Consider the following 15,261-nt stretch of genomic DNA (forward strand, 5'->3'; position numbering starts at 1 on the left):
ATCAGGTTGCCAGCACTGACGGCTAACGAATTGCGAATATCGCGGCACGGAGCCCTACCTGCCTCCCGCCGTGTTGCAGAATAGTCCGATCGAGCCGGCAATCGTTCGGCGGTGAGCGCCCTCCCGCGAGGCGGGCCGCTCTTGGCTTCGCGTGCCAGCGCCAATTGACCGACGAGCTATTTCGTGCAACGAGTTGTCTACCAAGAAACGAACCTCTGCGTGGAGACCGACATGGCTCAACCCGAGCGCTTCATGTGAGGGCGGATTGCCGGTGCTGTCCGCCGTCAGCACCAATGGCACAGATTTGAGGTTGTGATTTAAGGAGGATTTGGGCTTCGTCGTAGTGACTAAGGAACGAGGATGAAGCCCAATCCTCCTTGAAAAAATCGGCGCCGAAGGCCCCTGCTGAGCGGCTGGTGAAGGACATACGGCGTGCGACGCGCCGGCACTTCTCTGCAGAGGACAAAATCAGGATCGTGCTGGAAGGCCTGCGCGGCGAGGACAGCATCGCCGAGCTGTGCTGCAAGGATGTCATCGCCCAGAGCTTGTATTACACGTGGTCGAAGGAGTTCATGGAGGCGGGCAAGCGGCGCTTGGCGGGCGACACCGCCCGTGCCGCGACCACCGGCGAGGTGCACGACCTGCGCCGCGAAGCCCGTGCCCTTAAGGAATGCGTGGCCAATCTGACGCTGGAAAACCGGTTGCTCAAAAAAAGCATGATCGCGGATAGGGCCGACGACGAATGAGGTAACCCGCATCCGAGAAGCTGGAGATCATTCGGATCGTCGAGCAGTCGCACCTGCCGGCCAAGCGCACGCTGGAGCAGTTGGGCATCCCGCGCCGGACCTTCTAACGCTGGTACGACCGCTACCTCGAGCGCGGGCCGGAGGCGCTGGAGGATCGGCCATCGGCCCCGAGGCGGGTGTGGAACCGCATCTGCGATGATATCCAGCAGCAGATCATCGACATGGCGTTGGATACAACCGACCTGTCACCCCGCGAGCTCGCGGTGCGCTTCACCGACGAGAAGCGCTACTTCGTGTCGGAAGCCACGGTTTACCGTATGTTGAAAGCCCATGACCTGATCGCCAGTCCGGCCTTCATCGTGATCAAGGCCGCCGACGGGTTCCACACCAAGACGACGCGGTCGAACGAGATGTGGCAGACCGACTTCACCTACTTCAAGATCATCGGCTGGGGCTTGGTGTACCTGTCGACCGTGCTCGACGACTTCTCCCGTTATGTCATCCTTTGGAAGCTGTGTACCACCATGCGGGCCGGGGATGTCACCGACACGCTGGAGCTGTCCCTCGAAGCTTCCGGATGCGCGTCGGCCAGGATGATCCACAAGCCGAAGCTGCCAATGGGCCCGGCCAGCATATTGCCCGCGCCCCTTAATTCGTCAGGGAAATGGGCGGCGAGGAATTGCCGCATTTCGGTGCGAAATGCGTCTTCGCTCGTCTAGACATCAGGTTCTAGCTGAGTTGGCACTGAAACCTCCGTTCAAAACTGAATTTGCGACGCCGCACGCGCACGACAGGGCTGCGCTCTGTCTGGTCAGTATTGCTGCTCGGGAACGTGCAAAATCAAACCTTCCACTCCTTCCACCATGGGTATCTGGCAGGCGAGGCGACTGTATTCGTTGGCACCTTCGGCAAATTGCAGAAGCTCTGCCTCCGCTGCCCCTTCGACCAGGCGACCAACCCTGTCGATCCAGGCCGGATCGACATGGACATGGCAGGTCGCACAGGCGCAGACACCGCCGCAATCGCCGTCGATGCCCGGTACATCATTGAAGAGCGCCGCCTCGCGTGCGGTTTCGCCCTCGGCAATTTCGACTTCCCGCCGCGTTCCATCGCTGGATACGAACGTCACTTTGACCATCATACACTCCGTATTTCTGCTTCAGCAAATCAGCGCGCGTGCAGCCGCACCGGCAGATTGGTGATCCCGCGCACAAGGTTTGAGAAAAGGCGCTCGGGCTCGCCGGTCACTTCGACCTTGGCGAACCGCTTGTGAATTTCTTCCCAGATGATCCGCAACTGCAGTTCTGCCAGCCTGTTACCCATGCATCGATGGATGCCATAACCGAATGACAGGTGATGGCGCGGATTCTTGCGGTCGATGATGAACCGGTCAGCCCGGTCGATGACCGTTTCGTCGCGGTTGCCCGACAGGTACCACATCACGACCTTGTCGCCCTTCTTGATCTGCTTGCCGCCAATCTCCCAGTCCTGCAGCGCAGTGCGGCGCATGTGAGTCAGCGGCGTCTGCCAGCGGATGATTTCCGGCACCATGCTGGCGATCAACGAAGGGTCGTCATTCAGTTTGCGATATTCATCGGGGTTCTGATTGAGCGCCAGCACACCGCCGCTTATCGAATTGCGCGTGGTGTCGTTGCCGCCCACGATCAGCAGCAGCAGGTTACCCAGAAATTCGAGGAAGGGCATATCCCGTGTCGCCGGGGAATGCGCCATTATGGAAATCAGATCGTTCTTCGGTTCTTCGTTGATGCGCTGCTCCCACAGTCCTTTGAAATACATCGCGCACTCGATGAGTTCTTCACGCCTCGCTTCGTACGATTCGACGATGCCGGTTTCAGGGGCGGCCGTTGTGACGTCGGACCAGCGCGTGAGCTTGCGGCGTTCCTCCCACGGGAAATCGAATAGGGTAGCAAGGGTCATCGTGGTCAATTCAACTGAGACCTTGTCAACCCAATCAAATTCCTCGCCTATCGGCAGATCATCGAGAATCTGACACGCTCGTTCGCGGATTGTCGGTTCGAGCAACAGCAAGTTGGACGGCGCTACAGCGGGGGTGACGGCCTTGCGTTGCTGGTCGTGCTTTGGAGGATCCATAGCGATGAACATTTCAAGTTCGAGCGCGCCTTCCACCGAATGCATGTCCTGAATGGCGATACCGCCGAGCTTTGCCTCCGACGAAAAGACTTTGTGGTTGGTGTCGACAGCCATGATATCGTCGAACTTGGTGATCGACCAGTAAGGCCCAACATAGCTTTCGCGGCAATAGTGGACCGGCTCCTCTTTGCGCAGCCGGTCAAAATACAGGCCGATCGTGTCCTGCTGAAAAAGACTCGGCCGTGCGACATCAATTTCGTCGATCGGAATGGCTGCAACTTTTCCGGCAGTATCCAGCTCCATCGTGTCGATGCTCATGTCTCGTCCTCCATCCCAGGCAAGCAGACTCACCTTGCTATCAAACAGGTAGATGTTTCGCAGGGTATGGTCAATAAAGCTTATAAGGATTGTTGCGACATTTGACCGCACTGCAGACTTCATAGACTGATGCTGGACATGTCATCCGATAAACTCTTATAAGGTTTTATCAGAGGAGCGATTCCCAGAGATGCAACCGAAGGTCGATGATTCGAGGAAAGCCAAGCGTGCGCTCACGCTTGCGCAGGATATCGTACGCGATATCGAAGCCGGGGCGCATGTTGCGGGCGACAGGTTGGCGCGCGAGGACGAAATGCTTGCGCGATACGATGTCGCCCGAGCGACCTTGCGCGAAGCGCTTCGCTTCCTTGAACTTCAGGGCGTTATCCATCTTCAGTTAGGTCGCGGTGGCGGGCCGGTGGTCGCACGCCCGCAGACTGGCGACTTCGCGAACAGCCTCTCGCTGATCCTGCATTTCATGGAGGCGGACTTGAGGGGCTTGCTCGAATTGCGCGAAGCGATTGCGGCGGATGTTGCAGCCTATGCCGCCCAGCGCGCGACCACGGGTGATCTGAGCGCACTTGCCGATTGCCTCAAAGAGCTGGAGCGAAACGAAGCGAGCAGCCAGTTCGAGGAACTGAATCGCCGTTTTCACGATATGCTCGGCTGGGCCAGCGGCAATCCGCTTTTCGGCCTTCTGACTTCCGCGTTGCATATGCTTACCCGCGAATTCTCGCTCTCGCTGGGGTATTCGGCGCAAGAGCGTGCGGTCCAGTTGCGTTTCTTGCGCCGCGTCCTTGAAGCTGTGCGCAAGGGCGATGCCGAAGGAGCGCGGCAGGCTATGGCGCGTCTCGTGGCGGGCTCCGCCTCCTATCTCGCACAGAGAAGCCCTGAGCTTGTGTCCCAGAAGGTCAGGTGGGGACAGACGTAAAAAACGGGCGCCGGTGGGTGGCGCTGGATGGAGAGGGTATTACGATGGCACTCAAGAGCCGCATATGCGAAATTCTCGGGATCGAATACCCGATCCTTCTGGCCGGAATGGGCGGGGCGAGTGTCCCCGCGCTCGCGGCCGCAGTATCGAATGCCGGGGGACTTGGCGTTCTTGGCGCTGCGGCCTGCTCGCCAGACCAGTTGCGCAGCTGGATCCGCCAGACCCGCGAACTGACCGATAAGCCATTTGGGGTCGACACCCTTCTGCCTGCCTCCGTCAGGCGCGGTTCGGCACCGCAGAGCGGCGCCTCGCCCGAAAACCCGATGGCACTGCTTGGCGAATATCAGCAGTTCACCCGCGATTTCATGGAACGCGAGGATCTGCCCGAAGTGGATGCCGCAATGGCCATGCGCGCGGCTGGCGCGCCGGAAATGGGCAAGGGCGGTCCGCAGCTGTTCACGCGGGAGTTTTTCGAGGCGCAGATGGAAGTGGTAATCGAGGAAAAGGTGCCAGTCTATGCCGCCGGCCTCGGCCATCCCGGACCGTGGATGGACCGCCTTCATTCCAATGGCACCAGGGTCATGGCGGTGATCGGCAAGGTCAAGCACGCCCAGCAGGTGGTCGATTACGGCATCGACATGATTGTGGCGCAGGGCCACGATGGCGGCGGGCACAACTCCCCGATCGGAACCTTCTCGCTGATTCCGCAGGTAGTCGACGCGGTGGGCGATCGGGTTCCCGTGATCGGAGCAGGTGGAATCTCCGATGGCCGCGGAGTCGCCGCAGCGATGATGCTGGGCGCTCTGGGCGCGTGGGTCGGAACGGCGTTCCTGGCAACCGAAGAGGCAGGGATTGAACGGTTCCAAAAGGAAGCAATAACCGACGGCGGCGATGCAGATACCGTCGTTAGCCGTTCGTTGACCGGCAAGCCTGCGCGCATGATCCGCAACAAATGGGCCGATGCTTGGGTTGCGGCGGGCAAGGAGCCGCTTCCGATGCCTTACCAGTCGATGATTTCAGGGCCGGTCATGGCTTCGGGCATAAAGGCTCAGCGCAAGGATATCATGCCCGGCTTCGCGGGGCAGGGAATTGGATTGATCCATTCGATCCGTCCAGCGGCAGAGGTCATGCGCGATCTTGTCGAAGGGGCCGAAAGGGCGCTGGCCGATGCCAGATTCTATTCCTGAATTGCGGCAAGACGGGTACGCTGTATGAACGCTTCGCAGACCTTATCCTTTGCCGACAAGGCCGCCATAACCGGTGTGGGCGAAACCGCATTCGTCAAGGGCACCGAACGGACTGCGGTGGACATGATGCTGGAAGCCTCGCGCCGCGCAATCTCAGATGCCGGGCTGAAACCTTGCGACATCGACGGCATGGTGCCGCCGCCGATCTATACGACCTCGGAGGAAATGGCCGCCAATCTCGGCATTGATGTGCTGCGCTATGCGGCCACCGTTCACATGGGCGGCGCCAGCCCGACGACGGCGCTGCAGAACGCGGCAATGGCGATCGCCAGCGGGCTTTGCGATCACGTGCTGGTGACGCTCGGTTGGAACGGCTATTCCGCCCTCAGGCCCAAGCCGGGTGCCCCGCCCACTCGGGCGATGAACATGAACACGCTGACCAATACCATCCAGGGCTATTACATCCCCTATGGTGTGTTCCTGCCGGTGCAGATGTATGCTTGGCTGGCGACGCGTCACTCGAAGCTTTACGGCGTGGGCGCGGATGCGATGGCAGCGGTAGCGCTAGCCTGCCGGCGTCACGCGCAGTTGAATCCGCGCGCCTTTACCTATGGGCGCGAACTCGACGCGGAAACCTATCATTCGGCGCGCTGGATATCCGAGCCCTTCCGCCTTTACGATTGCTGCCTTGAAACCGATGGGGCTTGCGCGGTTGTCATATCGCGAATGGATCGGGCCAGGGATATGCCGCATGTGCCCGTCAGCATCGCCGGTGCCTCGGAAGGTCACCCCTATCCTGCCGACGACATCCCCTCGCGGCCCGATCCCTTCAAGATTGGCCTCAGCTATGCTGCCCCGCGCGCTTTCGACATGGCGGGCGTCAAGCGCGAGGACATGGATTTCCTGCAGATCTACGACTGCTTTACCTATGTCGTTTTGCTGCAACTGGAAGCGATGGGGTATTGCGAACCGGGAGCACAGGCCGAATTCGTAGCCAATGGCCAGATTGAGCTGGGTGGCCGCTATCCGATCAACACCCATGGCGGCTTGCTCAGTGAGGCGCATGTCTGGGGACTCAACCACGTGGTCGAGGCAGTGCGCCAGCTTCGTCACGACTGCGGCGAGCGCCAGGTGCTGGGAGCCCAAACTGGTCTTGTGACCGGCTGGGGTGACCTTGGCGATGGAAGCATTGCCATTCTCAGGAGGTTTGCATGAGCAGCGAGAGCGATCTGCCTCCCAAAATGCGGCCCTCCGCGCAGGTTGCGCCGCCCAAACCGCGACCTCGCCCGCAAGACCCGGTTGAGCAGGAATTCTGGAAGCGGTGCCAGGACGGCAATCTCTATTTCCAGCGCTGCAGTGGTTGCGGCTGCTTCCGCCACCTGCCGCGCTATATGTGCGCAAAGTGCGGCGCGCCGGAATTTTCCTGGGAACGCAGCAGCGGCAAGGGCACACTGTTTTCCTGGACCGTTACCCACCAAGCCCTCCACCCGGCTTTTGCCGCCGAAATTCCCTTCGTGGCGGCGGTGGTGGAATTGGAAGAGGGCGTGCGCATGGCCACGCGCCTGATTGGTTGCGATCACGAGCGCCTGGCGCTCGATCTTCCGGTGGAAGTGGAGTTCGAACTGATCGGTGAGGACTTCCGCCTTCCTGTTTTCCGCCTGCGTGAAAGTTAGAAGCGTTATGGATCTTGATTACGGGCCCGAATACGATGTCTTCCGCAAGCAAGTGCGGGCTTTCATCGAAGCGCATAGCCATCTCGCGCCGCCTTCTGCTGACCGGGCGGCCCGACCTTCCTCCAAGGCGGTCGAATGGCAGAAGCTGTTGATCGAGCATGGGTATGCCGCGCGAACGATCCCGCAGGAGTATGGAGGCTATGGAGCCGAGCCGGACATTCTCCAATCGCGCATCATCGCAGAGGAATTTGCGCGGGCCAGGGTGGCGGGCGGGCTTGCTAATCAGGGAATCTCGATGTTCGTGCCGACCCTGCTCGAACTCGGCACCGAGGAACAGAAACGGCGCTGGATCGAACCCACGTTGAAAGGCGATATTGTCTGGTGCCAGGGCTATTCCGAACCCGGTGCCGGGTCGGACCTCGCCAACCTCAAGACCAGCGCGCACATCGAAAACGGCGAGTTTGTTATCAATGGCCAGAAGATCTGGACCAGCACCGCCAAGCAGGCAGACATGATCTTTTGCCTGGTCAGGACCGAGCCTGACGCACCCAAGCATGGCGGCATTTCCTACCTGATCTTTTCGATGGGCACGCCGGGCATCGAGGTTCGCCCCTTGAAGACGATGACCGGTCACGCCGAGTTCAACGAGACGTTCTTCACCGATGTGCGGGTCCCGATGCACCATATCGTCGGCCAGCGGGGCCAGGGCTGGTTCGTCGCGAATGCAACCCTTGGCCATGAGCGCGGAATGCTGGGCGATCCCGACGCGCTCGAAAACCGGCTGCAGGCGCTGATCGCACTGATGCAGGAAGAGCGTTTGGGCCAGGGTCGCGCGATCGACAATCCGGTACTGCGCGACCGGTTGGTGGCACTTCAGGCCGAAGTGGCGGCGATGAAATACAATGGGATGCGGATCCTTTCGAACAGCCTTAGGGGAGAGCCGGGCGGCATGGCGAAGCTGATCGTCAAGCTGCAAAGCTGTGAACTCGCTCACCAGATATCCGCGCTGGCAATCGACGCCATGGGCGAACTGGGCATACTCTATCACCACAGCCCGCGTGAGCGGGACGGCGGGGCGTGGCAATGGAGCTATATGTTCCAACTCGGTCTTATCATCGGCGGCGGGACCGCTCAGATCCAGAAGAACATCATCGCCGAACGCGGCCTTGAAATGCCACGTGAGCCGAACCCCGCGGACATGGCGCGTCAGAAGCAGGGAGCAGACTGATGGACTTTGGACTTTCGCAGGACCAGCAGATGTTGCGCGACGCCGTTTCGCGGTGCCTCGCCGATACCAGCCCGCTCAGTCACGTCCGCGAATGTGCGGAGCGGGACAATCCGTTGAGTGACCAGGTGTTGCGCGCCCTCCACGATCTGGGCGTTGCCGGAATGCTCGTCCCCGAAGAGCATGGCGGGCTCGGCATGACCTTGCTCGACGCGGCGGTGGTGGCGGAACAGCTTGGCTATGCGGTCGCACCGGTGCCGTTTCTCGCCAGTCAGGTTCTCGCACCGATCGCCTTGCGCGAAGCTGGCAACGAGGAGCAAAAGGCCCACTGGCTGCCAAAGATAGCGAGCGGCGAGGCGCGTGTCGGTGTCGCGATTTCCGAGACGATCGAGGTACGCGACGGCGCGGGAGTTTCCTCTGCCGGCGGGAAGCTCAACGGCACCGCCCTGTTCGCGCTCGATTTCGAAGGAGATGATGCCTACATTGTCGCCGATTCCGGTGGCAGGCTGCACCTTGTCGGTGCCAAGGCGTCGGGCCTGAAGGCTATCGCGTTGACTACCATTGATCGCACCCGCAGCGTCGGGGAATTGCGGTTTGACGGGGCCGAAGCGGAACCACTGGCTGATGATGGGGGAGTTGCAACGGCCCGGTTGCGTGATGCAGGCCGTGTTATCCTGGCCGCCGACAGTCTTGGCGCAGGTCAGGCGATGATCGAAAAGGCTGTCGATTATGCTGGCCAGCGCGAACAGTTCGGCCGCCTGATCGGCAGTTTCCAGGCCGTAAAGCATATGTGCGCCGAGATGGCCGCGCGTCATGAACCGTGCCGTTCGCTCGTCTGGTACGCCGCCCACGCCTTCGACGCGGTGCCGAACGAGGCATCGCTGGTCGCCTGCCATGCGAAATCGCACACGGCCGAGGTCCATCGATTTGTCGCACGCACTTCCACCGAAGTACACGGCGGAATGGGATTCACCGACCTGCTTGGCCTGCACTACTGGTTCAAACGGATCGGATTCGACCGGCAGGTCTTGGGTGGGCCAGAAGCGGTCCGGGCGGAGGCTGCGGCACTTCAGGGCTGGACCAAAGCTGCGTGATATTTCTTCCGGGGATAGCGCACGCCAGAGCCGCCCCGTTCGCAGAGGAGAACTGATGTGACCGACTGGAATCTCGGCGACATTCTCGACGCTTTCGAGCCTGTCATGCCAAAGGATGCGCCAGCCCTGATCCACGGTGACCGGATCATTACCTGGCCCGAAATGTCCGGACGTTCGAACAATGTCGCCCGCGCGCTTCGGCAGCGCGGAGCCGGCAATGGGGCCAAGGTTGCCTTTTATATGCGCAACCGACCCGAATACGGCGAGTTGATGGCAGCCTGCTTCAAGGGGCGCCTGATCCATGTGAACATCAATTACCGCTATGTCGCCGAGGAGGTCTTCTACATCTTCGACGATTCCGATAGCGAAGTGATCGTCTACAGTTCGGAATTCCGCGACTGTATCGTCGAGCTCAAGGATCGGCTCGAGAAAGTTCACACCTTTGTGGAAATTGGCGAGGCTTCGCAAATCGCGCCTTTTGCGATCCCTTACGAGACACTCGCGCAAGAAGGCGACGGATCGGCGCTCGGCATAGTGCGCTCTCCCGAAGATCAGCTCTTCATCTATACCGGCGGCACGACGGGCATGCCCAAGGGCGTGATGTGGCATCACGACCAAATGCGCAAAGCACAGCTCGAGGCCCAGAAGCTGCTCGCCCCCGTTCCTCAGACACTCGAAGAACACGTCGCGTTGATCACAAGTCAAGGGCCCGGCAACCGCACCCTGCCATCCTGCCCGATGATGCACGGGACCGGCTTCATCACCGCGATCGGCACACTTATGTCGGGCGGCGCCATCGTTACACTTGCAGACCCGTCCTTCGATGCGACGGAATTGTGGGAAACGGTTGATAAGCACAAGGTGCAAAGCATCGCAATTGTGGGCGATGCATTTGCCAAGCCGATGCTGCAAGCGCTGGACGAGAATCCCGGCCGCTGGGATACCAGCAGCCTCGTTACCATCGTTTCATCCGGCGTGATGTGGAGCAAGGAAGTCAAGGCTGGACTGTGCAAGCATATCCCCCAGGTGGTGCTGATGGACAGCTTCGGCGCTTCCGAAGGGCTCGGCTTCGGCCGCTCCATCACAACCGCGCAAGGGGGCACCAACACCGCAAAATTTGCGATTGGCGAATTCTGCGATGTCTTTGACGAAAACGACCGGAAAGTGACGCCGGGAAGCGGCGTACCGGGATTTATCGCTCTCATGGGGGCGATCCCGGCGGGATATTACAAGGATCCCGTAAAATCCGCCAAGACGTTCCGCACAATCGATGGGGTCCGCTATTCGATTCCCGGCGACTGGTGCATGGTCGAGGCCGATGGCAGCCTGACCTTGCTGGGCCGTGGCAGCGTCTGCATCAACACTGCTGGCGAGAAAGTTTACCCCGAGGAAGTCGAGGAGATTCTCAAGACCCATCCCGCCATTGGTGACGCGCTGGTCGTGGGCGTGCCGAACGAGAAATGGGGCCAAGCCGTCACCGCTGTTGTCCACCTCAGCGTCGACGCTCCGTTCGACGAGCAAGCCGTCAAGGATCATGTGCGGGGGCAGTTGGCAGGATACAAGACGCCGAAGGCCATATATCCAACGAATACCCCCCTGCGCGCATCGAACGGCAAGGCCGACTACGCAACGGCGAAGGCAATTGCCGAGAGCCTGACTGCCGCATCATGACGACCCAGACTTCGCCCGATTACGACGCCGTGATCGTCGGTGCCGGCTTCAGCGGGATCTACCTGCTCCACAAGTTGCGTGACGCCGGGTTCAACGTGCTGCTGGTCGATGCGGCGGCCGATCCGGGCGGCATCTGGCACTGGAATTGCTATCCCGGCGCACGGGTGGATTCGCAGATTCCGCTCTATGAATTCTCGATGCCCGAAGTGTGGCAGCCATGGACCTGGAGTGAGCGCTTTCCTGGCTGGGAAGAGCTCAGGGCCTATTTCCGTCATGTTTGCGATACGCTGAACCTTTGGCCGCTGATGCGGATGGGGTCGAGGGTCGAATGCGCCGACTTTGATGCGGGGGCGGGGCTATGGCACATACAGCTTGAGGGCGGGCAAACCATATCGACACGCTTCCTGCTGCCTGCACTCGGCTTCGCGTCGAAGCCGTATGTCCCGGACATCCCAGGCATTGAGGATTTCGAGGGCGAATGGTGCCACACGGCGCGCTGGCCGCAGGAAGGTATTGATCTGGATGGGCGCAAAGTTGCCGTGATTGGAACAGGAGCAAGCGGAGTGCAGGTTGCGCAGGAAGCAGCCAAACGTGCTGCGACGCTGACCCTGTTCCAAAGAACCCCGATCCTGGCCCTGCCGATGCGGCAAGAGCGGCTGACGCGGGAGGATCAGGAACGCGAAAAGCACAGCTATCCTGCCCTTTTCGAACAGCGCAGGCAGACGAGCGGAGGATTTGAAAGCCAGTCACTTGAAGTCTCGGCGCTCGAAGTCGACGAGATTGAGCGCAATGCCCACTTCGAAGATTTATGGCAGCGAGGCGGATTGAGGTTCTGGTACCACAACTTCGCCGACTTGCTTACCAATCGCGCAGCCAATCGCCACGCCTACGATTTCTGGCGCGACAAGGTTCGCGCGCGGATCGCCGATCCCGATCTGGCCGAGAAACTCGCCCCATCCGAACCGCCGCATCCGTTCGGCACGAAGCGACCTTCGCTGGAAAAGGGATATTACGAGATTTTCGCGCAGGACAATGTTGCGCTGGTTGATCTGAAGGCAAACCCGATCACCCGTGTCGGGCCGCACGCAATCACAACCGCAGACGGCGAGGTCGAATGCGATCTCATCGTTTTCGCCACCGGCTTCGACGCGGGGCGGGGCGGGTTAATCGACATGAACATCACCGGCAGGGGCGGCCTGTCACTGTCGCAAGCTTGGTACAACGGGCTGCGCGCCTATCTGGGAATGGCGGTATCGGGTTTCCCCAACATGCTGTTCGCTTACGGACCCCTGAGCCCCTCGGGTTTTTCCAACGGCCCGACAAGCGCGGAAATGCAGGGCGACTGGATCTGCGATTTCATGGTCTGGCTGCGAAACAACGGTTACGATCTTTTCGACGCCGATCCGCAAGCAGAGGCGGACTGGACCGAAATGGTCGCTCAGGTTGGCGCGATGACGCTCTTTCCCGAAGCGGACTCCTGGTACATGGGCGCAAACATCCCGGGTAAGAAGCGCCAACTCATCAATTTTCCAAGCGTGTCGACCTATGCTGCGATTTGCGGCGATGTGGCACGCGATGCCTACCGCGGCTTTGCCGCCAGCACACCAGCGAACAAGGACAGCGCAACCTGATGAATGAGATGTTCAGAATAAGTGACTTTCCAGTGGACATTGATCCTGTTTGGGCTGGCGACGGCTCACATCTGCCCGAATGGTTCGTTTCGGCGCTCAAGGTGCCCCGCGAAGAAGGTTATGTGGAAATAGATGGGGCCAAGGCGCACTATTTCCGATGGGGTGACCCCAGCAAGCCCAAGGTATTGATGACCCATGGCTTTCTGGCACATGCGCGCTGCTTTGCCTTCATTGCACCGTTTCTGGCAGAAGATTATGACGTGGTGGCGTTTGATCTGGCCGGCATGGGCGACAGCGACATGCGTGGGCGCGCCGACCTCTTGGCGAGAGGGGGCGAGTTTCGCGAGATTGCCGAGGCGCTGAATATGTTTGCGGATGGCCAAAAGCCGACAATCATCGCGCACAGCTTCGGGTCGGGCGCAGCCCTGACAGCCGTGACCCAGTGGCCCGAGGCCTTTGCCGGAGTGGTGGTTTGCGATCTCATGATCATGCGGCCCGCTCTCCTGGAAGAGTACTGGAACCTCAGGCGGTCAAGCCCTGGTTCCGGCGATCCGGACAAGCCCAGCAAGCGTTATCCCTGCTATGAAACGGCACGTAAGCGGTACATCCTTTCCCCGCCCCAGCCGGTCGGCGAGCCATTCCTTCTGGACTACATGGCCTATCATTCCCTGCGACAGGATGGAGACGAGTGGACGTGGAAGTTTTCAACCGAGGTCTTTCGAAGGAGCAACAAGCCCAACGAATGGCTCACCATGGGCGAGCGTCTGGTGCAGGCACCGGGCCGGAAGGCCATCGTGCACGGCGGTATGAGCCAACTCTTCACCCCGGAATCGGCCGAATACGTCCGCGAGCTGGGTGGAGGTGACATTCCGATCATCGCGGTGCCTGAAGCCCGTCACCATCTGATGCTCGATCAGCCTTTGGCCTTTGTAACCGCACTCCGCAGCATTCTTGCCCTTTGGGATACGCACACTGCACCGCCACTTGCAGCCTGATCCTGGTTGTCCTTCGCCCCGGGTTCCCGCAGGTGCGGTGCTTGCCAGACCTTGCCTGCCGGGAAAGGGAGCTACCACTCAGCGTTCGCCGGCCATGCCGTTGCGGCGTTCAAGCCATCGTTCGCGCCGCACCAGATAGAACGGGAAGGCGAAACAGTGCCAAGCAGCGAAAGCATGTAACCGGTGTTTTCAGGCCACGGTGGACCATGGCATGAGTTGGGCGAGATTGGTCTGCCTTGGAAAAACTGGTCCAATTCTAGAGAGAGCCGATTGTGGCGAGAGAATTGGAGAAAGTTATGGGACGTCAACGTTTACGCCGGAACAAATCATCGCGAAGCTGCGTGAGGCGGATGTGCTGGTCGGGCGGGGATCGACTGCGGTCGAGGCTTGCCGCCAGATCGGGATATCCGAACAGGCGCTGTATCGGTGGCGCAAGGAATATGGCGGCCTGAAGGTTGATCAGGCGCGGCGGATGAAGGATTTGGAGCGCGAGAATGCACGGCTGAAGCGGCTTGTCGCGGACCTCGCACTGGACAAGGCGATCCTGCAAGAGGCATCGAAGCTGACTTTTTGAGCACCTCCCGTCGCCGCGAGGCGATCGAGCAGGTCCGTCGTGCATTATCGGTATCGCAGCGACGGACCTGCCGCGTGCTCGGTCAGCACCGCTCGACACAGCGGCATCCTCCGAGAGATCATGCCGACGAGCGGCGCCTGACGGCCGACATTATCGCGCTGGTGAAGGATTATGGCCGTTACGGCTATCGCCGTATCCATGCGCTGCTCGGGCATGCCGGCTGGCAGGTCAGCCTGTCGGTGGTCGAGCGCATCTGGCGGCGGGAGGGTTTAAAGGTGCCGAAGAGACAACCGAAGCGCCGCCGGCTCTGGCTTGGCGACGGGTCGTGCATCCGGTTGCGCCCGCTGCACCGCGGGCATGTGTGGTCCTACGACTTTGTCGAGGATCAGACGCACAACGGCCGGAAGTTCCGGATGCTCAACATCATCGACGAGCACAGCCGGGAATGCCTGGCGATGGTGCCGCTGCGGCGGTTCCGGTCGAACGACGTCATCGACGTCCTCGCCGATCTGTTCACCGAGCATGGGCCACCCGAGCATATCTGGTCCGACAACGTCCTATGTTGGGAAGGCATAGCGTGAAAAGGCCGGCAGGTCTCGTTACGCCGAGGGTGATCGGCGCTGGTGATTTTATGATCCAGATGGCTTCCATCGTCAAGGAAAGCACTCTCGGCCATCCTGACCGGCGGCGAGGCTTCTGATTACACCGCTGCCGAACCGCTGATGGCGATCCCCGTCGCCACACCCAAGGCGCTGCTCGCGGACAAGGGCTATGATGGTGATCGCTTCCGGGAAAGCCTGCTGACCCGGGGCATCCTGCCGATCATCCCGCCCCGCTCGAACCGCAAGGTGCCAGAGCATCCCGACTATCGCCGTTACAAGGACCGCAACCGCGTCGAGCGCATGTTCGGAAAGCTCAAACAGCAACGACGCATCGCCACTCGATATGACAAAACCCTTCTCTCGTTCGAGAGCTTCCTAAACCTCGCCGCCACGCGGCTATGGCTGAAGTCTTTTGTCAACGCGGCCTAGCACTACTTTGGCAGAAGTTTGATTGTCTCTTCACGGAGGCGGTGACCGCATTGGGGGCAACAGGCAGGCGGCG

Annotated in this window: 11 protein-coding genes and 3 pseudogenes; 12 read left to right on the forward strand and 2 right to left on the reverse strand. The window is 60.4% G+C overall.

Annotated elements, in window-relative coordinates; translation table 11 throughout:
* Positions 1 to 377: 377 nt before the first annotated feature.
* Positions 378 to 1,360 (forward strand): annotated as a pseudogene (locus AC3WS4_RS24615) (helix-turn-helix domain-containing protein); the annotation flags it as partial.
* Positions 1,361 to 1,557: 197 nt separating this feature from the next.
* On the opposite strand, the gene AC3WS4_RS24620 reads toward AC3WS4_RS24615, so the two are convergent.
* Together AC3WS4_RS24620 and AC3WS4_RS24625 are read right to left on the reverse strand one after the other, a co-directional pair.
* Positions 1,558 to 1,884 (reverse strand): 2Fe-2S iron-sulfur cluster-binding protein, encoded by a 327-nt coding sequence (locus AC3WS4_RS24620; protein WP_039580993.1) that lies wholly within the window; start codon positions 1,882 to 1,884, stop codon positions 1,558 to 1,560.
* 29 nt (positions 1,885 to 1,913) lie between these two features.
* Positions 1,914 to 3,176, reverse strand: coding sequence for a cytochrome P450 (locus AC3WS4_RS24625; protein WP_039575372.1), 1,263 nt, complete (start codon positions 3,174 to 3,176; stop codon positions 1,914 to 1,916).
* A 190-nt stretch (positions 3,177 to 3,366) separates the two neighbouring features.
* On the opposite strand from AC3WS4_RS24625, the gene AC3WS4_RS24630 reads away from it, so the two are divergent.
* The 11 genes and pseudogenes from AC3WS4_RS24630 to AC3WS4_RS24680 all read left to right on the forward strand — a co-directional run.
* Positions 3,367 to 4,107, forward strand: a complete 741-nt coding sequence (locus AC3WS4_RS24630; protein WP_039575369.1) for a FadR/GntR family transcriptional regulator — start codon at positions 3,367 to 3,369, stop codon at positions 4,105 to 4,107.
* Positions 4,108 to 4,151: 44 nt separating this feature from the next.
* The gene (locus tag AC3WS4_RS24635; RefSeq protein ID WP_039575366.1) at positions 4,152 to 5,294 is read left to right on the forward strand and encodes an NAD(P)H-dependent flavin oxidoreductase; all 1,143 of its coding nucleotides are present in this window, start codon (positions 4,152 to 4,154) and stop codon (positions 5,292 to 5,294) included.
* Positions 5,295 to 5,318: 24 nt separating this feature from the next.
* On the forward strand, positions 5,319 to 6,509 hold the full coding sequence (locus AC3WS4_RS24640) for a thiolase C-terminal domain-containing protein (RefSeq protein WP_039575363.1): 1,191 nt from the start codon (positions 5,319 to 5,321) through the stop codon (positions 6,507 to 6,509).
* Positions 6,506 to 6,967, forward strand: coding sequence for a Zn-ribbon domain-containing OB-fold protein (locus AC3WS4_RS24645; RefSeq protein WP_039575361.1), 462 nt, complete (start codon positions 6,506 to 6,508; stop codon positions 6,965 to 6,967). Before AC3WS4_RS24640 ends, AC3WS4_RS24645 begins: the two co-directional genes overlap by 4 nt.
* A 7-nt stretch (positions 6,968 to 6,974) precedes the next feature.
* A complete protein-coding gene (locus AC3WS4_RS24650; protein WP_039575359.1) occupies positions 6,975 to 8,195 on the forward strand; it encodes an acyl-CoA dehydrogenase family protein in 1,221 nt (406 codons plus the stop codon).
* Entirely contained in the window at positions 8,195 to 9,286 is a 1,092-nt protein-coding gene (locus AC3WS4_RS24655; RefSeq protein WP_039575356.1) for an acyl-CoA dehydrogenase family protein, read from the forward strand. Before AC3WS4_RS24650 ends, AC3WS4_RS24655 begins: the two co-directional genes overlap by 1 nt.
* 57 nt (positions 9,287 to 9,343) lie before the next feature.
* Positions 9,344 to 10,957 carry an acyl-CoA synthetase gene (locus AC3WS4_RS24660; RefSeq protein WP_039575354.1) on the forward strand — a complete coding sequence of 538 codons (1,614 nt, stop codon included), beginning with the start codon at positions 9,344 to 9,346 and terminating at the stop codon, positions 10,955 to 10,957.
* On the forward strand, positions 10,954 to 12,588 hold the full coding sequence (locus AC3WS4_RS24665) for a flavin-containing monooxygenase (RefSeq protein ID WP_039575352.1): 1,635 nt from the start codon (positions 10,954 to 10,956) through the stop codon (positions 12,586 to 12,588). The genes AC3WS4_RS24660 and AC3WS4_RS24665 overlap by 4 nt, the downstream gene beginning before the upstream one ends.
* Positions 12,588 to 13,583, forward strand: a complete 996-nt coding sequence (locus AC3WS4_RS24670) for an alpha/beta fold hydrolase (RefSeq protein WP_039575348.1) — start codon at positions 12,588 to 12,590, stop codon at positions 13,581 to 13,583. Before AC3WS4_RS24665 ends, AC3WS4_RS24670 begins: the two co-directional genes overlap by 1 nt.
* 283 nt (positions 13,584 to 13,866) lie before the next feature.
* Positions 13,867 to 14,711: pseudogene (locus tag AC3WS4_RS24675) on the forward strand (IS3 family transposase); the annotation flags it as partial.
* A 111-nt stretch (positions 14,712 to 14,822) separates the two neighbouring features.
* A pseudogene (locus AC3WS4_RS24680) lies at positions 14,823 to 15,188 on the forward strand (IS5 family transposase); the annotation flags it as partial.
* Positions 15,189 to 15,261: the final 73 nt, after the last annotated feature.

Source organism: Sphingopyxis sp. EU05-FHT14B03, from assembly GCF_058790875.1.